General features: G+C 33.4%; 17 protein-coding genes. 11 read left to right on the top strand and 6 right to left on the bottom strand.

Annotated elements, in window-relative coordinates:
* Positions 1-273: 273 nt before the first annotated feature.
* Both ACQ654_RS24090 and ACQ654_RS24085 read right to left on the bottom strand, forming a co-directional pair.
* Positions 274-906: a CPBP family intramembrane glutamic endopeptidase gene (locus tag ACQ654_RS24090; protein ID WP_430412895.1), complete on the bottom strand. Its 633-nt coding sequence runs from the start codon at positions 904-906 to the stop codon at positions 274-276.
* 34 nt (positions 907-940) lie between these two features.
* Complete coding sequence (locus ACQ654_RS24085; RefSeq protein WP_430412894.1) at positions 941-1,402, bottom strand: Lrp/AsnC family transcriptional regulator; 462 nt, start codon at positions 1,400-1,402, stop codon at positions 941-943.
* A 156-nt stretch (positions 1,403-1,558) separates the two neighbouring features.
* Between ACQ654_RS24085 and ACQ654_RS24080 the strand changes: the two genes are divergently transcribed.
* Both ACQ654_RS24080 and ACQ654_RS24075 read left to right on the top strand, forming a co-directional pair.
* The gene (locus ACQ654_RS24080; protein ID WP_430412893.1) at positions 1,559-2,773 is read left to right on the top strand and encodes an aminotransferase class I/II-fold pyridoxal phosphate-dependent enzyme; all 1,215 of its coding nucleotides are present in this window, start codon (positions 1,559-1,561) and stop codon (positions 2,771-2,773) included.
* Between the two features lie 212 nt (positions 2,774-2,985).
* Positions 2,986-3,237, top strand: a complete 252-nt coding sequence (locus tag ACQ654_RS24075; protein WP_430412892.1) for a hypothetical protein — start codon at positions 2,986-2,988, stop codon at positions 3,235-3,237.
* 195 nt (positions 3,238-3,432) lie between these two features.
* Here ACQ654_RS24075 and ACQ654_RS24070 read toward each other — a convergent pair whose 3' ends face one another.
* The gene (locus ACQ654_RS24070; protein WP_430412891.1) at positions 3,433-4,464 is read right to left on the bottom strand and encodes a metal-dependent hydrolase; all 1,032 of its coding nucleotides are present in this window, start codon (positions 4,462-4,464) and stop codon (positions 3,433-3,435) included.
* Positions 4,465-4,566: 102 nt separating this feature from the next.
* Here ACQ654_RS24070 and ACQ654_RS24065 point away from each other — a divergent pair, with 102 nt between their 5' ends.
* Positions 4,567-6,243, top strand: coding sequence for a Na+/H+ antiporter NhaC family protein (locus tag ACQ654_RS24065; protein WP_430412890.1), 1,677 nt, complete (start codon positions 4,567-4,569; stop codon positions 6,241-6,243).
* A 139-nt stretch (positions 6,244-6,382) separates the two neighbouring features.
* Here ACQ654_RS24065 and ACQ654_RS24060 read toward each other — a convergent pair whose 3' ends face one another.
* Entirely contained in the window at positions 6,383-7,033 is a 651-nt protein-coding gene (locus tag ACQ654_RS24060) for a response regulator (protein WP_430412889.1), read from the bottom strand.
* A gap of 12 nt (positions 7,034-7,045) precedes the next feature.
* Complete coding sequence (locus ACQ654_RS24055) at positions 7,046-9,028, bottom strand: tetratricopeptide repeat-containing sensor histidine kinase (RefSeq protein WP_430412888.1); 1,983 nt, start codon at positions 9,026-9,028, stop codon at positions 7,046-7,048.
* A gap of 309 nt (positions 9,029-9,337) precedes the next feature.
* On the opposite strand from ACQ654_RS24055, the gene ACQ654_RS24050 reads away from it, so the two are divergent.
* The 3 genes from ACQ654_RS24050 to ACQ654_RS24040 are packed head-to-tail and all read left to right on the top strand — an operon-like array spanning position 9,338 to position 10,610.
* On the top strand, positions 9,338-9,982 hold the full coding sequence (locus ACQ654_RS24050; RefSeq protein ID WP_430413051.1) for a peroxiredoxin: 645 nt from the start codon (positions 9,338-9,340) through the stop codon (positions 9,980-9,982).
* A gap of 6 nt (positions 9,983-9,988) precedes the next feature.
* Positions 9,989-10,297 carry a thioredoxin family protein gene (locus ACQ654_RS24045; protein ID WP_430412887.1) on the top strand — a complete coding sequence of 103 codons (309 nt, stop codon included), beginning with the start codon at positions 9,989-9,991 and terminating at the stop codon, positions 10,295-10,297.
* Between the two features lie 55 nt (positions 10,298-10,352).
* Entirely contained in the window at positions 10,353-10,610 is a 258-nt protein-coding gene (locus ACQ654_RS24040) for a DUF6952 family protein (protein WP_430412886.1), read from the top strand.
* Positions 10,611-10,693: 83 nt separating this feature from the next.
* On the opposite strand, the gene katG is transcribed toward ACQ654_RS24040, so the two are convergent.
* Positions 10,694-12,871 (bottom strand): catalase/peroxidase HPI, encoded by a 2,178-nt coding sequence (gene katG / locus ACQ654_RS24035; RefSeq protein WP_430412885.1) that lies wholly within the window; start codon positions 12,869-12,871, stop codon positions 10,694-10,696.
* A gap of 218 nt (positions 12,872-13,089) precedes the next feature.
* Between katG and tpx the strand changes: the two genes are divergently transcribed.
* From tpx to ACQ654_RS24010, 5 genes are all read left to right on the top strand, one after another.
* The gene (gene tpx / locus ACQ654_RS24030; protein ID WP_430412884.1) at positions 13,090-13,596 is read left to right on the top strand and encodes a thiol peroxidase; all 507 of its coding nucleotides are present in this window, start codon (positions 13,090-13,092) and stop codon (positions 13,594-13,596) included.
* Positions 13,589-13,948: a diacylglycerol kinase gene (locus tag ACQ654_RS24025; RefSeq protein ID WP_430412883.1), complete on the top strand. Its 360-nt coding sequence runs from the start codon at positions 13,589-13,591 to the stop codon at positions 13,946-13,948. The genes tpx and ACQ654_RS24025 overlap by 8 nt, the downstream gene beginning before the upstream one ends.
* Before the next feature lie 99 nt (positions 13,949-14,047).
* Positions 14,048-14,227, top strand: a complete 180-nt coding sequence (locus ACQ654_RS24020) for a hypothetical protein (RefSeq protein ID WP_430412882.1) — start codon at positions 14,048-14,050, stop codon at positions 14,225-14,227.
* A 105-nt stretch (positions 14,228-14,332) separates the two neighbouring features.
* Entirely contained in the window at positions 14,333-14,515 is a 183-nt protein-coding gene (locus ACQ654_RS24015) for a hypothetical protein (protein ID WP_430412881.1), read from the top strand.
* Positions 14,516-14,713: 198 nt separating this feature from the next.
* A complete protein-coding gene (locus ACQ654_RS24010) occupies positions 14,714-17,167 on the top strand; it encodes a DNA translocase FtsK (RefSeq protein WP_430412880.1) in 2,454 nt (817 codons plus the stop codon).
* Position 17,168 lies beyond the last annotated feature (1 nt).

The raw sequence follows: 17,168 nt of genomic DNA, 5'->3' as shown, positions 1-17,168 counted from the left end.
TTTTTGAACTATTTTGATTGTCAAGAGTACAAAAGTACAACTATTTTGGTATTTCGTTTGTTAATTTGAATGTTAAATGCTGAATGTTGAATTATTGGTTGATAGCTGTAGAAAACTCTTTACTTTTTACTTGTTGATTTGTAAATTTGTGTGTTTGATTATTTTGAATTCTAAATTTTAAATGTCGAATTATTGACTAATTGCTATTAACAACTTTTAATTTGTGGATTTGTGGATTCGGTTCACTCAAAACTGAAAACTAACAACTGAGACTTAAACCGGAAAACCCAACATCTCTCCCATTCCAACGGTAAACAACCAACTTCCATAAATTGCATGTTCAATAGTGACTAAAAGTGTCGATCTTGTTTTGTAAAATGTGAACGCAAATAAGATTCCGCCTAAAAATGTTAGGATTAATACCAACGTGTTTTGAAAGAAGAAATGCGCCAAGCAGAATACAATCGCGTTGATAAATATGAATAGATTTTTGTTTTTGAACAACGATTCATATCGTACAAAGAAAAACGTACGATAGATTAATTCTTGCGGATATACTGAAAACACACTGTAAAAAAACAAGATAAATAACCACAGAAGCATCTTAGTTTTCGGAACGATGAAAAGCTTTGAAATATCTGTAAAATAGACATATACAATTGTTAATACGCAAATGCAAGCCAATAAAATTAAGGTGCGTTTCCAAAATGCTTTCCAATTCAGATGTTCATTCAATTTGAAACGTTGTTTTTCTATTCTGAGTAATATCCAAACAATGTATACAAAACCAAAAAGTCCAAAACTAAGTTTTAACCAGGATGGATACTCCAATACCAAACTCACAGGCATGAGAATAAATAGTAGAAAGAATTCTGTTAGTTTGTATGTTGTATTTTGAAAATCCATTTAATTTTTTCTTAAAATCTAAAGATATGTATTTCTACACAGAAATAGCCGTAGTATGCTTTACTTCTCCAATCACAAAAATACTATGTGTGTTTCCAATATTTGGAATTGCCGTTAATTTGGTTACCATAAAATCGCGATACGCTTCCATATCTGTAACGAGTATTTTTAATATGTAATCGTAATCACCACTAACATGGTAACATTCTAATACTTCTTCTAACTTTATAATTTCACGCTCAAACTTCATTACAAAATCTTTAGAATGCTGTGTTAGTCGAACATGACATTGCGCCATAAAACTTTTTGCGATTCGTTTTTTATCTAAAATTGCGACATAATTTTTAACAACACCTTCTTTTTCAAGCTTTTTGACACGTTCATATACAGCCGTAACTGATAAATTTAGCTTATTTGATAATTCTTTGGTCGTTTGTTTGCTATCTGTTTGCAACAACATCAAAAGTGTTCGGTCGGTTTGATCTAATTTCAACATGGAAAAAATTCTATATGTGTGTTATTTTTTAATTGTTCTTAAATAATATTTCATTAAAAATACAATTAAATAGTTTTATTTTCTATATAAATTACTAATACTTGATTATAATTCTAATAATACTGAATTTTACTTACTATTTAAATTTAAAAAAATATGAAGTTCAATCCTGCGAATACAATTCAAGATTTACAATATTTCGGTGAATTTGGAGGTGTAAATCCCTCAATTTCAGATTCATCAACCTATACCTTTTTATCCGCAAAAACCATGTTTGACACCTTTGAAGGTGACGCAGATGGTTGTTATTTGTACTCAAGACATACCTCTCCAAGTAATTTATATTTAGGAGAAGCCTTAGCGGCAATGGAAGGAACAGAAACTGCAAACGTTTCTGCTTCTGGAATGGGCGCAATTACACCAGTTTTATTACAATTGTGCCAAAGTGGCGATCATATTGTATCGAGCAGAACAATTTATGGTGGAACCTATGCTTTTTTGAAAAACTTTACACCACGATTCAATATTGAAACTTCATTTGTAGACATCACAAAATTAGACGTTGTAGAAGCCGCAATTACACCAAATACGAAAGTATTATACTGTGAATCTGTCAGCAATCCGTTGTTGGAAGTTGCTAATATTGCTGGTCTGGCCAGAATTGCCAAGAAATACAATTTACAATTAGTGGTAGACAATACATTTTCTCCTTTGTCAATTTCGCCTGCAAAATTAGGCGCAGATGTTGTGATTCATAGTTTAACAAAATTCATAAACGGTTCAAGTGATACTGTTGGCGGCGTTGTTTGTGGCACACAAGCATTTATTGATCAGTTACGTAATGTAAATGATGGCGCAAGTATGTTATTGGGTTCAACAATGGATAGTTTGCGTGCAGCTTCTGTGTTGAAGAATTTACGAACATTACACATTCGTATGAAACAACATAGTCACAATGCGGCGTATTTGGCAAAAAAGTTTGAAGAAGATGGTTTAAAAACTGTTTATCCAGGTTTGACTTCACATCCTTCACATGAATTATTTAAAAGTATGATGAATTCGGCATATGGTTTCGGTGGCATGCTTACTATTGATGTTGGAAATATTGACAAAGCCAACGAACTCATGGAGCTAATGCAAGAACGAAATTTAGGATACTTAGCCGTAAGTTTAGGATTTTACAAAACCTTATTTAGTGCGCCAGGTACTTCAACATCTTCAGAAATACCAGAAGACGAACAAGCCGAAATGGGCTTAACTGATGGCTTGATTCGCTTCTCTATAGGTTTGGACGATGATATTGAAAGAACCTATACTATCATGCGTGCATGCATGCGTGAGCTTAATATTTTACAGCCTGCTTTGGTGTAATTAGGCTTTTTTAGTTACTACGATGAAAAAGGAATATTGAGAGATATTCCTTTTTTTATTCAAATACTTACACCATATAAAAGAAATAACTTAAGTAATAATACTCGCTTTTTATAAAATAGTGATGCTTTACGGTTTTCCGTAAAATTCATAAAAAGGTTATCCTTATCATTGAATTTTAAATTCAATGAATTATTAAGAAACCCTACAGAATGAGCCGAAATGTTTACATATTAAGAGCGCAAAAAGACACTGGAGAAATGCACTTATTTTTAGCTTCAAAAACTAGAGAAGATGAGTGTCGCTCGCAACAAAAATCAATTTGTGGAAAAATGGATATTGAAGATGATTCAATAACTATTTTTTCCTGTCAACCCGAAAATAGTGCCCGAAAACAATGTGCCAAAGTTGGAAAGAATGTGTGTAGCAAATGTGTTGGATTTTTGTATGAGAATGGTTTATAGATTGAACTATTATCATCAATCTAGTTGAAATTATCTTTGATTCCTTTCAATTTTTTTATAATCTATACATTATCTCACAACTTTAAAAGCTGTCATTTTGAATCGCATATTAGGAATAAGATACTGAATCAAGTTTAGTATGACGTTACAATTTTGAAAACTTTGCAGTAGTTCACAATTCATAAACCAAAAAAACTATTTCCCCTTTATTCGTTCCCAAAAAATCTCTAAAACGTCCCAAATGGTCATATTTTCATCAAATTCTGGTTGAAATGGTTTCATGTTGAGTCGATTTCCATCTTTAAAAACTATAAATGAAAAAACAGCAGATTTCCCATTTCCTGTATCTATAGAAGGATAACGTAAATCACTGTATATATACGTTCCGTCTCCGTTTTTTTCTAAATTGTAATAATTATTGCTAAACCACGTGAGTTTTGCCAAATCAGGGTTGTTTTTTGGAATTAAATCGTGATTTTTAGGAATAGTCTGCCAATCTGTAAAGGTAGATTTGGTATCAAATAATGAATAAAAACCAACATGATAATCGGTTTCAGTTTCTGCAATTCCGTACCATAAGATATTGTTTAAAATAGAAGCTTCTGTATTGTAACGTTCATATTGTATGCCTTTCGCTGCCAAGGTTTTTTCAAATACAGAATTGATGTAGAATTTATTTCCAATCGTAAATAACATATATACAGAACTAATTCCTAAACCAAGTTTCAACCATAATTTTCGTGTTGGATTTTTTCGATTAAAAAACATCATGACAATCAAACATAATAGGAAAGGTATTGTATATGCAGGATCTGCCACCGAAATATTGCTAAATGCTACACGGTAATTAGAAAATGGTAAAAATAATTGCGTTCCGTATCCTGTAAAGCAATCTAAGATAGGATGTGTGAAGATTGACAAGAAAAACAGCCACGTCCAATCTTTTTGAGTAGTTGTGTCTTTTCTTTTTCCTTTATCATATAATTTATATACCAATAAGCCAAGGAGAAAAGCGGCTAAAATAGCAAAAGTAATTGAATGCATAAAGCCTCTGTGAAACAGCATGGCGTCAATTTGATTGTCATACAACCAGTTTCCGACAAACACATCTAAATCTGGAATTGTTCCACCAATTGCTCCAAACAATAACGCCTTGTTTCCAATCTTTTTCCCCATAGCTGCTTCTCCACAAGCGGCTCCTAGTACTATTTGCGTTAATGAATCCATGAATTGATCTAAATTATAAGTTCGCAAAGGTACGCAACCAAATTGATTTGCATAGTAGTTTACAAAATCGTAACATTACGCTAAGAAACCAACCGAATCATTATGCAAGAAGATAATAACATTTCTGAAACAAAAGTAAAAGACCTAACAATCATTAGTAATACAGAATTAAGCATTTGGGAAGCTTTAATTCCTGTTGTGATTTTAATGGGATTATTGGCTTATAATATATTTTTTGTAGAAGATCAAGAATGGTTTGGAGCTTATACAAATCAAATAATTCTATTGTTAGGTGCAGGAGTTGCCATCATTGATGGTCTGTTCAACAAAGTTTCTATTCGTTTAATGGTAAAGGAAATTTGGGAAAACCTTAGAAGTGTGTTTGTCCCAATTATGATTTTATTTCTTGTTGGAGCTTTGGCTGGAACTTGGTTGGTCAGCGGTATTATTCCTGCAATGGTATATTATGGTTTACAAGTGTTGAGTCCTGAAATATTTTTACCAGCTTCTGTTATAATTGCAGCTATTATTTCTATTGCTACAGGTAGTAGCTGGACTACGTCTGCAACAGTTGGTATTGCATTAATCGGAATTGGTAGTACTTTGGGAATTCCAACAGGAATGATTGCTGGAGCGGTAATTTCTGGAGCATATTTTGGAGACAAGATGTCGCCTTTGAGTGATACTACAAATTTAGCTCCTGCAATGGCAGGAACAGACTTGTTTACACATATCCGCTATATGTCCTTAACAACAGTTCCTACAATTATAGTTACGCTCATTGTATTTACCATATTAAGTACAACTGTAGAAACAAACGGAAATACAGATACTGCTTTTTTATTAGAAACAATACGTACCAATTTTAATATTACTCCTTGGCTGTTTGTAGTTCCGCTAACAGTAATTGCTTTAATATTATTTAAAGTAAAACCATTGATTGCATTATTAACAGGTGTAGTTCTTGCAGCAATATTTGCATTGGTATTTCAAACAGATGTAATTAATAAATTATCATCTTCTAAAGTTGATGTAATTTCTAACGCAGTTTTAACTGATACTAATATTGAAATTCCTAATGAAGAATATGTAGCTACATTTACCAAAGAAGAACTAGACGTTATAAAATCTAATGATGATTTAAATAATATTTTTACGGATGATGATGTTGAAAATATTTATACTAAAGAAGATTTAGAAAATGTTTTTGTAGGCTTATCATTATCACAAACTGAAGCTGCTACAAAGGCTGAAAATTTAGAGAAATTAATCACAATTAAAAGATTAAAGAAATTGTTTGGTTCAGGAGGAATGAACGGAATGTTATGGACAATTTTCCTTATAGTTTGTGCTATGGTTTTTGGCGGTGTTATGGATGCCATCGGCGCCTTATCTCGTATTACACAAGCATTGCTAAAAATGGCAACAAGTGTTTTCGGATTATTTGCAAGCACGGTAGCAAGTTGTTTAGGGTTGAATGTTATTGCTTCCGATCAATATTTAGCTTTAGTTATTCCTGGGAAAATGTTTAAACAAGCTTATGAAGACAGAGGTTTAGCGCCAGAAAATTTAAGTAGAACTTTAGAAGATTCAGGAACCGTAACATCTGTGTTGATTCCTTGGAATACGTGTGGAGCGTATCAATCTGGTGTTTTAGGTGTTGGTGTTAGCGAATATTTCTTTTACGCCATCTTTAACTGGTTGAGTCCATTTACAACTTTATTATTCGCGGCTTTCCAAATTAAAATAAAACAATTACAAGGTAAAACAGCTTCCTAATAAGTTTCTGTCGGAGAAATGTAGTCATTGCGAATGAAATGAAGCAATCTGTTTTACTCAAGTCAGTCACTTACAGATTACTTCGAAATAAAGTTTCTCGTAATAACGGTATCAATTACTTTTTAGATAGTTTTTTGAATCATAATAAACGATGTCTTCGCGCTTTTTCTACAGCTTCAATTTTATTGTGTACTTGGAGTTTTCTGTAGATATTTTCAATGTGTTTGCGAATGGTTGCTGGCGATACAAATAGTTTTTCTGCAATTAACTGATAACCATACCCTTTGCTTAGTTGTTCCAAGACTTCTTTTTCGCGTTTGCTGAGTTTGATATCATTGTTTTCTTCATACTGAGTAATTTCAGCATTTTGCAATATTTTAAGCGTTTTCATGGCAATACTTGGCGTCATTGTTGCGCCACCATTCATGACGTCTACAACTCCTTTGTGTAATTCTTCGGCAGTTGCTTCTTTTAATAAATAACCATTTGCGCCAGATTGAATCGATTGAAATATATTTTCATCATCATCAAAAACCGTAATCATCACAATTTTTATAGCTGGATATTGCTTTTTTATATATTTTGTGGCTTCAATACCGTTCATGTTTGGCATTTTTATATCCATCAAAATCAAATCGATTTCAGCATTATTCTTTAATTTTTCAATCAACTCCTTTCCATCACGCGCTCGAAATGTATAGTGAAGTGTTTCGTTGAAAAAGGAAAGTTTTTCTATTAAAGCATTCGCTAAAAAAGTATTGTCTTCCGCAATGGCGATTTTATAGTTCATAAAAGTATCGTATTAAATAGTATCTGCAACTGCCTTATCTAACGTTAACGCAATTTTTGCTCCTGCTTTTGTGGCAGATATTATATTCAGTTTTCCATAAATTTCTTCCGCTCTGAGTTTCATGTTTTCTAAACCATTTCCTTCAGTTTCAGAAGTATTTTCAAAACCTACTCCATCATCTTCAATTGTTAACACATATTGATCGTTCGTTTCTTTAAAATGAATCGTAATTTCTTCTGATTTTGCATGTTTGATAGCGTTATTTATGGCTTCTTGCATAATTCTGAAAATATTGATTCCAACCAATGATGAAAATGTAGTGGCTTCAGAAACCTCATTGGTAAACTCAATAGAAGCTCCGGTTAACACTTTGGCTTGACCAATATGATTCATCATGCGTATTTTCAAATCTTCAAAATTTACTGTATCCATATTCATTGCCCAAATGGTATCTCGCAATTGATTGATGGTGTTTCTGGTAAAGAAATTAATCTTGGACAAACGCTCTGTAAATTCTGGGTTTGCTTCTTTTAAACCATATTTTAAATTGTCGATGGAAGAAATAATAAAGGTTAATTGTGAACCTATGTTATCATGCAAATCGCGCGAAATTTTCAAACGTTGTTCATGCAGTTTGTTTTGTGTTTCTACTTTAAGTAAGGCATCTTTTAATTCATGCTCTTTTTGGAGTTGTCTGTTTTTTAGCTTTTGCTGATTGTAGAGTAAATAACCAATGGCAAACACTACTAAAATACCAGCTAACATTCCGTAAATGGTAATATTTTTGTGTGATATTTTCTCGTTACGTTCTGCAATTTGAACACGTTGCAAAAGAATTTCTTTTTCTTTTTCGGAAGATTGATATTTTTCAAAAATTTCTGTTGTGGCAACTTTTTCTTTTTCTTTCTGAATTGTATCTAATAATACGATGGTTTCTTGGTAGTAATTGGAAGCATTTTTATGATCGCCCATTTCACGATACGCATTCGCCATTCTGCGCACAGCCTGACTTTTGATCATGAGTTGAGAATCGTTTAAATTGTTTAAAGCAATCGTATATGCGTCAATAGCTTCTTGATAATTTCCTTCATCATAATGTGCAATTCCGAGTAATTGAATGTTTTTTGCACGGTGTGTTCGCGCATTAAAACGTGCATAAATTTCATCTGCTTTTTGCAAATAATACACCGCAGAATCTCTTCGTTTTAGTTGTTGATAGGTTTTCCCTAAGCTGTTGTAACTTGTTGCCAATCCTTTTACATCGTTGATTTTTGTTTTGGTTACAATAGATTTTTGTGCATAATACACACACGAATCTAGTTGCTTTAACGATGAAAAATTCATGACCATATTTGTATACGATGCGCCAATTCCGTAAGTATCGTCAATTTCTTTACGAATTGCCAAACTACGTTTGTGATATTCATTCGATTCTTTAGGACGTTCGAGTTTGGACAACAATAAACCTATGTTGTTCAAACTATTAGCTTGTCCTCTTTGCTGCCCAAGTTGCTCAAATATTTTGTATGAACTTAAATAATAGTTCATAGCTTCTTTGTAGTTTTCTTTTCCCCAATAAATCAATCCTTTATTATTGAATACAGAAGCCATTGCATCCTTATCGTCTTGTTTTTCGGCAATTGTAAAGGCTTCATCATATAAGTGTAATGAACTATCTTTTTTACCAACAATGTCATAGTAAATTCCTTTTCGCAATAATGAACGTACAATTAAATGTTTATTATCGATAGTGTTACTTTTCTGTAAAGCTATATCGGAAAGTTTTCGTGAGATTTCAGGTTTTGAATACGCATATTTAAAAAAGACTTTGTGTAAATATTGCACACGTACAGAATCGTTTTCCATAGCTTGCGAAACTCCAGAAATACTGTCAATTACTTGTTGATTGGTTTGCGCGTACGAAACAGTAATTGTACCTAGCATCAAGCAACTAATAAGAGAAATTTTATAGGTAAACTGTTGAAATAATTTCATGCACATAAAAATCTGGTTAACATATTGGTTCAAAATTTTAGTATAAGGTAGCTGGTTTTCTATAAAATTCCAAAACCATCGTACATCTATATTCGTTTTAAACAACACAAATCTCCTAGAAACTAGCCATTTAAAAAATACGCCATCTGACGTATTTAAAACCTAGTATCAAATTCCTTTATGTTTCAAAATTCGCAGTATAAATGATATCTATTGTCCAATAAAGAATTAAAATTTTCTTTACATAAAACCAACGCCTGCTTGGCTATATTTGCTGCAGAAAATAACAACTTTTTAAAATATATAATTATGGCATTTGTCGGAAAAAAATTTCCAAATTTAAGTGTAGACGCAATGAATGAAATGGGCGATACTTTCAAGTTAAACGTCCTAGAAGAAGCAATAAACAACAAGAAAAAAGTAATATTATTTTGGTATCCAAAAGATTTTACTTTTGTGTGTCCAACAGAATTACACGCTTTTCAAGCTGCTTTAGGTGAGTTCGAAAAAAGAAATACGATTGTAATCGGAGCTTCTTGTGATACGCCAGAAGTACATTTTGCTTGGTTAAACACAGCAAAAGATAATGGTGGAATTGAAGGTGTTACGTATCCTTTATTAGCTGATACGAACAGAAACTTATCTAGCATTTTAGGGATTTTAGATATTACTAACGAAGTATATGACGAAGAAACCGGAACTGTCCAAGTTGAAGGTGATAACGTAACCTACAGAGCTACGTATTTAATTGACGAAGAAGGTACTGTTTTCCATGAAGGAATCAACCATATGCCAGTAGGAAGAAACGTAAACGAATACATTCGTTTGATTGATGCGTATACGCATGTACAAGAAAAAGGAGAAGTGTGTCCTGCAAACTGGGAAGAAGGAAAAGAAGCTATGCAAGCTAATGCAAAAGGAACTGCGGCTTATTTAGCTTCAAACGTAAACTAAGCTATCATGGTTCAAGAATTAAATCAAGATAATTTACAAGAGCTTGTCAACAACAACGAAACGGTTGTAGTACAATACTCTGCAACTTGGTGTGGCAATTGCCGTATCATGAAACCAAAAGTTAAGAAATTAGCACGTGAGTTAGAAAATATCACTTTTGTAATTGCAGATGCAGAAAAGTTTCCTGAATCAAGACAATTAGCTACCGTTGATAACTTACCTACGTTTGCTACTTTTAAAAATGGTGCATTTGTAAATCAAGTTCAGACGAATAAGTTTGATGTTTTAAAAGAATTAGTAGAAGAAATTGCTTAATTAGTAAGTATTAATACAAGATTCCCTTTTGCAAGGGAATAAAAATTATTTTTAAATGAAGTTACCTGTAATTAAACACTTAACACAATTTATTGCTGAGAATGACGAAGATTATGTTGTTGAAACTATTGACACATTAGAAGCGTTAACAGAAGTTCCTTCACTAAAAGATGAAGAATTAGATGTTATCGGAGAATTAATTTCCAATATGTATGGCGCAATTGAAGTCAACAAAATGGTAAAAAATGGTACTCCAAAAAAAGAAGCTTTAAATAGTTTTATGCAACGTGTTATGGGATCAATTGATAACTAACTCGTAACAAGTATTTACAGTATAACCTAAAAAGTCACTTCAATTGAAGTGACTTTTTTTTATGTAGTTATAACTGTACTTTTCTAAGCAACATCAAATCTATCAAGATTCATCACTTTTGTCCAAGCGGCTACAAAGTCGTGTACTAATTTTTCTTTCGCATCTTCAGCGGCATATACTTCTGCAACAGCTCTAAGTTCTGTATTTGAACCAAATATAAGATCTGCGCGCGTTCCAATAAATTTTATCTGACCCGTTTTTCTATCACGTCCTTCAAATATTTGATCGTCATCAGAAGTGGCTGTCCATGTATATGTAAAATCTAAAACATTAGAAAAGAAATCGTTTGTTAAATTCCCAACGTTATCAGTAAACACTCCATGATTTGAATCGTTGTAATTTGCTCCTAATACACGCAATCCACCAACTAAAACAGTCATTTCTGGAATTGATAATGTTAATAAGTTAGCACGATCAACCAATGCATCTTCACCAGCAGTTTTAAATCCAGATTTCATATAGTTTCTAAATCCGTCAGCAGCTGGTTTTAAATTGTTGAATGATTCAATATCCGTTTGTTCTTGAGACGCATCACCTCTTCCTTGTGTAAAAGGAACATGTACAGAAATACCCGCATTTTTAGCTCCTTCTTCCACACCAACATTCCCTGCTAATACGATTAAATCTGCCATGGATACTGTTCCGTTAAATTCATTCTGAATTCCATCAAGAATATTCAATACTTTGTTCAGTTCAACAAGATTGTTTACTTCCCAACTTCTTTGTGGCTCTAAACGTAAACGTCCTCCATTTGCGCCTCCACGCATGTCAGATCCTCTAAACGTTGAAGCAGATGACCAAGCTGTTCTAACCATTTGCGAAACAGTTAACCCAGAAGCTGATATCATTTTCTTTAAAGTATCAATATCCGTATCACTTAATGTATAAGTTACTTTTGGAATTGGATCTTGCCAAATTAATTCTTCATTTGGTACTTCTGGACCTAAGTAACGATCAATTGGTCCCATGTCACGATGCGTTAATTTATACCAGGCACGTGCAAAAGCATTTTCAAAAGCGGCATGATCTTCATGGAAACGTTTTGAGATTTTTAAATATTCAGGATCTACTTTTAATGCCATATCAGCCGTAGTCATCATCAATGCTTGCGTTCCGTTTGCATCTCCAGCTTTCGGTGCCATTCGTGCATTGGAAGCCGCTGTTGGTGTCCATTGATGCGCTCCAGCTGGACTTTTTGTTAATTCCCAATCATAATTTAATAACACATCAAAATAATCAGCATCCCATTTTGTAGGATTTGGCGTCCAAGCACCTTCAATACCACTTGTAATGGTATCATCTAGCACTCCTGATTTGTAGGTGTTTTTCCAACCAGTACTCATTTCTCCCATAGAAGCTCCGTGTGGTTCAACGCCAATAAATTCGCCTGGATCAGCCGCACCATGTGCTTTTCCAAAGGTATGTCCTCCAGCAATCAACGCAACCGTTTCTTCATCATTCATTGCCATTCTTTTAAACGTAACTTTGATATCGTGTGCAGATTTTAAAGGATCTGGTTCACCATTTGGACCTTCTGGGTTTACATAAATTAATCCCATATGAACAGCTCCTAAACGGTCTTCTAATTCACCCGTTTCATATCGTTGCTCATTTCCAAGCCATTCATTTTCCATTCCCCAATAAATATCTTGTTCTGGTTCCCAAACATCAGTGCGTCCTCCAGCAAAACCAAATGTTTTGAATCCCATAGATTCCAGAGCACAATTTCCTGCAAGTACCATTAAATCTGCCCATGAAATTTTTTGCCCATATTTTTTCTTTACTGGCCAAAGTAATAAACGTGCTTTATCTAAATTGGCATTATCTGGCCAACTGTTTAAAGGTGCAAAACGATGTGTTCCAGTTCCTGCACCACCACGACCGTCTCCTACTCTGTAAGTACCAGCACTATGCCAAGCCATGCGTATCATAAAGCCACCGTAATGACCGTAATCAGCAGGCCACCAATCTTGTGAATCAGTCATTATATTAAGTACGTCTTGTTTTAATTCAGCAAAATCAACACTATTAAATGCCGCAGCATAGTCAAAATCTTCTCCCATTGGGTCAGATTTTTGAGCATTTTGACGTAGTATATTTAGTTTTAATTCGTTTGGCCACCAGTCTCTGTTCGTTGTACCGCCTCCAGCACTTCTTTTTGCAGTTCCATGCCCAAAAGGACATTTGTTTTCGTCACTCATAATTTTTTAAATGTTTTTGGTTTATTAGATATAAATACGATTCATTTTTTTAATATGTCTAAAGTAGTCAATAATAAGATGTCTTTTTCATAAAGTAAATTGATAATTTTTATTTTGTAATAGATTTTTACTATTTAACTGTGTGCAAAAAATAACGATTATTTATGATTTTTTACGTGTATATTCTCTATTTTTAAGCTTTATAAAACAAAATAATTATGGCAACAGTAACATTACATGGAACAGCTTTCAATACTTCTGGAAGTTTACCAAATATAGGAGAAAAAGCTCCTGATTTTGCATTAACAACTAAAGATTTAAACACTAAGAAATTAGAAGATTATAAAGGCTCAAAAGTAGTAATGAATATTTTTCCAAGTGTAGACACGGGTGTTTGCGCTACTTCAGTAAGAACATTTAATCAAGAAGCTAGCGAATTAGAAAATACAAAAGTATTGTGTATTTCGCGCGATTTACCATTTGCACAAACTCGTTTTTGTGGTGCTGAAGGATTGGATAATGTAGAAACATTGTCTGATTTTAAAAACGGAAGTTTTGGAAAAGCCTATGGAGTTGATATGATTAACGGACCTATGGAAACACTACATTCACGTGCGGTTGTTGTTTTGGATGAAAACGGAACCATAAAATATACGGAACATATAACAGAGATTGCGGAAGAACCAAATTATAAAACAGCTTTAGAAGCATTATTAGATGATTAAATTCATTAAAGGAAGAATAAAAGGAGTCGGATATGCGTTTAAAGGCGCATATCTGCTTATTACAACAGAAGCTAGCGTAAAAGCACAGTTTTTTATTGGTGTATTAATTACCATTGCTGGAATTTACTTTGAACTCTCTACAACAGAATGGATTGTGCAAATACTAACTATCGGACTTATTATGAGTTTGGAAGGATTGAACACAGCTATTGAAGAAATTGCCGATTTTATTCACCCTGAACATCATCAAAAAATTGGACTTATTAAAGACTTAGCCGCTGGTGCCGTTTTTATATTCGCAATTGCCGCTGTCATTATTGGTTGCTTCATTTATCTTCCTAAAATATTTTAAAAGTAGCACTCTGAATTTATCAATTCAGACAAGTGATTATTTTTTCTTCACTTTTTTATGCCAATCTTCGTGTTATTATAAACCATAAAACATACGATTATGAAAAAAAGATCACTTAAAAATTTATCATTAAAAAAGACAACAGTTAGCAAACTAGATACTAATACAGTACAAGGAGGAAAAGTTGCTTCTAAAACACTTTGGAACTCTATTATTGTTTGTGTAACTAGATGGACAAATGAAGATTGCCCTTCGTTGACATGTCCAAATGAAGAATAAGACCCTGTAAATACGGGTTTTTCGATTGTTAAATAAACACAAAAACCACATTTTCTATAATTTTTTTCTTACCTTTTTGATATCATTAATCAAAAACATTTCATTATGAAAAAAAAAGAGTTAAAAATTTTAGCCTTAAACAAGAAATCAATTTCTAATCTAGAACACGCCTTAAAAGGTGGAGCACTCCATACATATAAAGAGTGTCCACTTCCTACTGGCTGTGTTGGACCACCACATCCAACATGTGGAATTGTACTTACTTGTACAGAAGGAAGTGAAAAGTAAAATACAAGCGGGAGAAATCTCGCTTTTCTTTTCCCATACATTACATCTCCACAGAAATATTTCGTAATAAGCACATCTTCACTCCTACTCATTATATATGCTAGTATTTTACGGAAAAACGTTTCGCTTAAAGATTAATTTTAAATATCTTGCAGATTAAGCATAATTTGTATTTTTGCAGTAAATAGTGATTCCTGAATGGCAAAGAAAAAAACCGTAAAGAAAACCAGCAAAACTCCTAGAGTTCCGAAATTCAAAAAACCTGATTTTACAATTACCAGACAACATAAAATTGTTTTGGGAAGTTTACTCATGTTGTTTGCAGTGGCACTCTTTATTGCGTTTATTTCTTTTTTCTTTACTTGGGAAATTGACCAAAGCGAAGTTGGAGAACTTACCCGAACTTCCGAAACACAAAACTGGATGCAGAAGTTTGGCGCAAATATTAGTCATTTCTTTATCTACAAAGGATTTGGAGTTGCTTCGTTAATTTTTGCTGGATTGTTATTTATTTCTGGTTTGACATTATTTTTATCTTCCGAACGAAAACTATTCAACAATTGGTTTTGGGGAAGCATTATTGTTATTTGGTTTTCGCTGTTTTCAGGATTTTTCTTTATGTCATATCCATTATTAGGCGGAACTATCGGTTTTGAAATGAATTCCTTTCTGCAAGATTATGTTGGTAAAATTGGTGTTGGCTTACTTCTATTATTTGGCGCTATCATTTATGCAGTGTTGCGTTTAAGGCTTACGCCAGAAAATGTAATGGAATATTTCAATAAGAAAAAAGAAGCTCTTGAAGAAGACTTTGCAACGAGTGATACCAATATTGAACCTACGCTGAAAAAAGATACAACAACTACAACTGAAGTATCTCCTGAAAATGCTACAATTGAAGAAGCTACTGGAAAAAAATCAACGACAGTAGATGAAAAATCTGAGTTTGAATTATCAGTAGAAAACTTACAACCAACTATCAAAAATCATTCTGATAGAAAAGAAAAGAAAGCTGAAAAAGACACTTCTTTTGAAGTTGAAATTCCAAAAGAGGAAGAAACAGAAATTGAAGTTGAAAAAGTTGTCGAAGAGAAAACAGTTGCCCAAAACTTATCTGACAAACTTGTAAAAGAACACGGAGAATTTGATCCAAAACTAGAACTTGGTAATTTCCGTTTTCCAACCATTGAACTTTTAAAAGATTATACCAACGGAAGTTCCATTACCATAAATCAAGAAGAACTCGAAGAAAATAAAAATCAAATTGTTACGACGCTTCGTAATTATAAAATAGAAATTGCAAGTATTAAAGCTACGGTTGGACCAACGGTAACGCTCTATGAAATTATTCCAGAAGCTGGTGTGCGTATTTCTAAAATTAAAAACTTAGAAGACGATATTGCATTGTCATTAGCCGCTTTAGGAATTCGTATTATTGCGCCAATGCCAGGAAAAGGAACCATCGGAATTGAAGTTCCGAACAAAAAACCTGCTATTGTCTCCATGCGCTCTGCTATTGCGTCCAAGAGGTTTCAGGAAGCAGAAATGCAGTTGCCAATTGCGTTTGGTAAAACTATTAGCAATGAAACGTTAGTAGTCGATTTAGCAAAAATGCCACATTTACTAATGGCTGGAGCAACAGGACAAGGAAAATCAGTTGGATTAAATTGTATTTTGACATCAATCTTATACAAAAAACATCCTGCGGAAGTAAAATTTGTTTTAGTCGATCCGAAAAAAGTAGAATTAACATTATTCAACAAAATAGAACGTCATTATTTGGCAAAACTTCCCGATTCTGAGGAAGCAATTATCACCGACAACTCTAAAGTAATTAACACGTTGAATTCGTTGTGTATAGAAATGGATCAACGCTACGATTTACTAAAAAATGCATTGTGTCGTAACATTGTTGAATACAACACAAAATTTAAAGCGCGAAAACTGAATCCGAATGACGGACATAAGTTTTTGCCATATATTGTATTGGTTGTGGATGAATTTGCAGATTTAATTATGACTGCAGGAAAAGAAGTAGAAACACCAATTGCACGTTTAGCGCAGTTAGCACGTGCTATTGGAATTCACTTAATTATTGCCACACAACGTCCATCTGTAAATGTAATTACAGGTATGATCAAAGCAAATTTTCCTGCCAGAGTTGCGTTCCGCGTAATGTCGAAAATAGATTCACGTACGATTTTAGACAATTCTGGAGCCGATCAGTTAATTGGTCGTGGTGATATGTTGTACACGCAAGGAAACGATTTAATTCGAATTCAATGTGCGTTTGTTGACACACCAGAAGTAGAAAAAATCACAGATTTTATTGGTGCGCAAAAAGCATATCTTGACGCACATTTATTACCAGAATATGTTGGTGAAGAAAGTGGCACAAGTCTTGATATAGACATTTCCGAAAGAGACAAACTATTCCGACAGGCGGCAGAAGTTATTGTAATTGCACAACAAGGTTCTGCATCTTTATTACAACGAAAATTAAAACTCGGATACAACAGAGCCGGACGTTTAATAGACCAGTTAGAAGCCGCAGGAATTGTAGGTCAATTTGAAGGAAGCAAAGCACGACAAGTGCTGGTTCCAGATATTTTAGCTTTAGAACAATTATTAGAAAACGAAAAAAATGGATAAA

This window comes from Kordia sp. (genome assembly GCF_965283645.1).
GTDB lineage: Bacteria > Bacteroidota > Bacteroidia > Flavobacteriales > Flavobacteriaceae > Kordia.
This window is presented reverse-complemented; position numbering and strand designations above follow the sequence as displayed.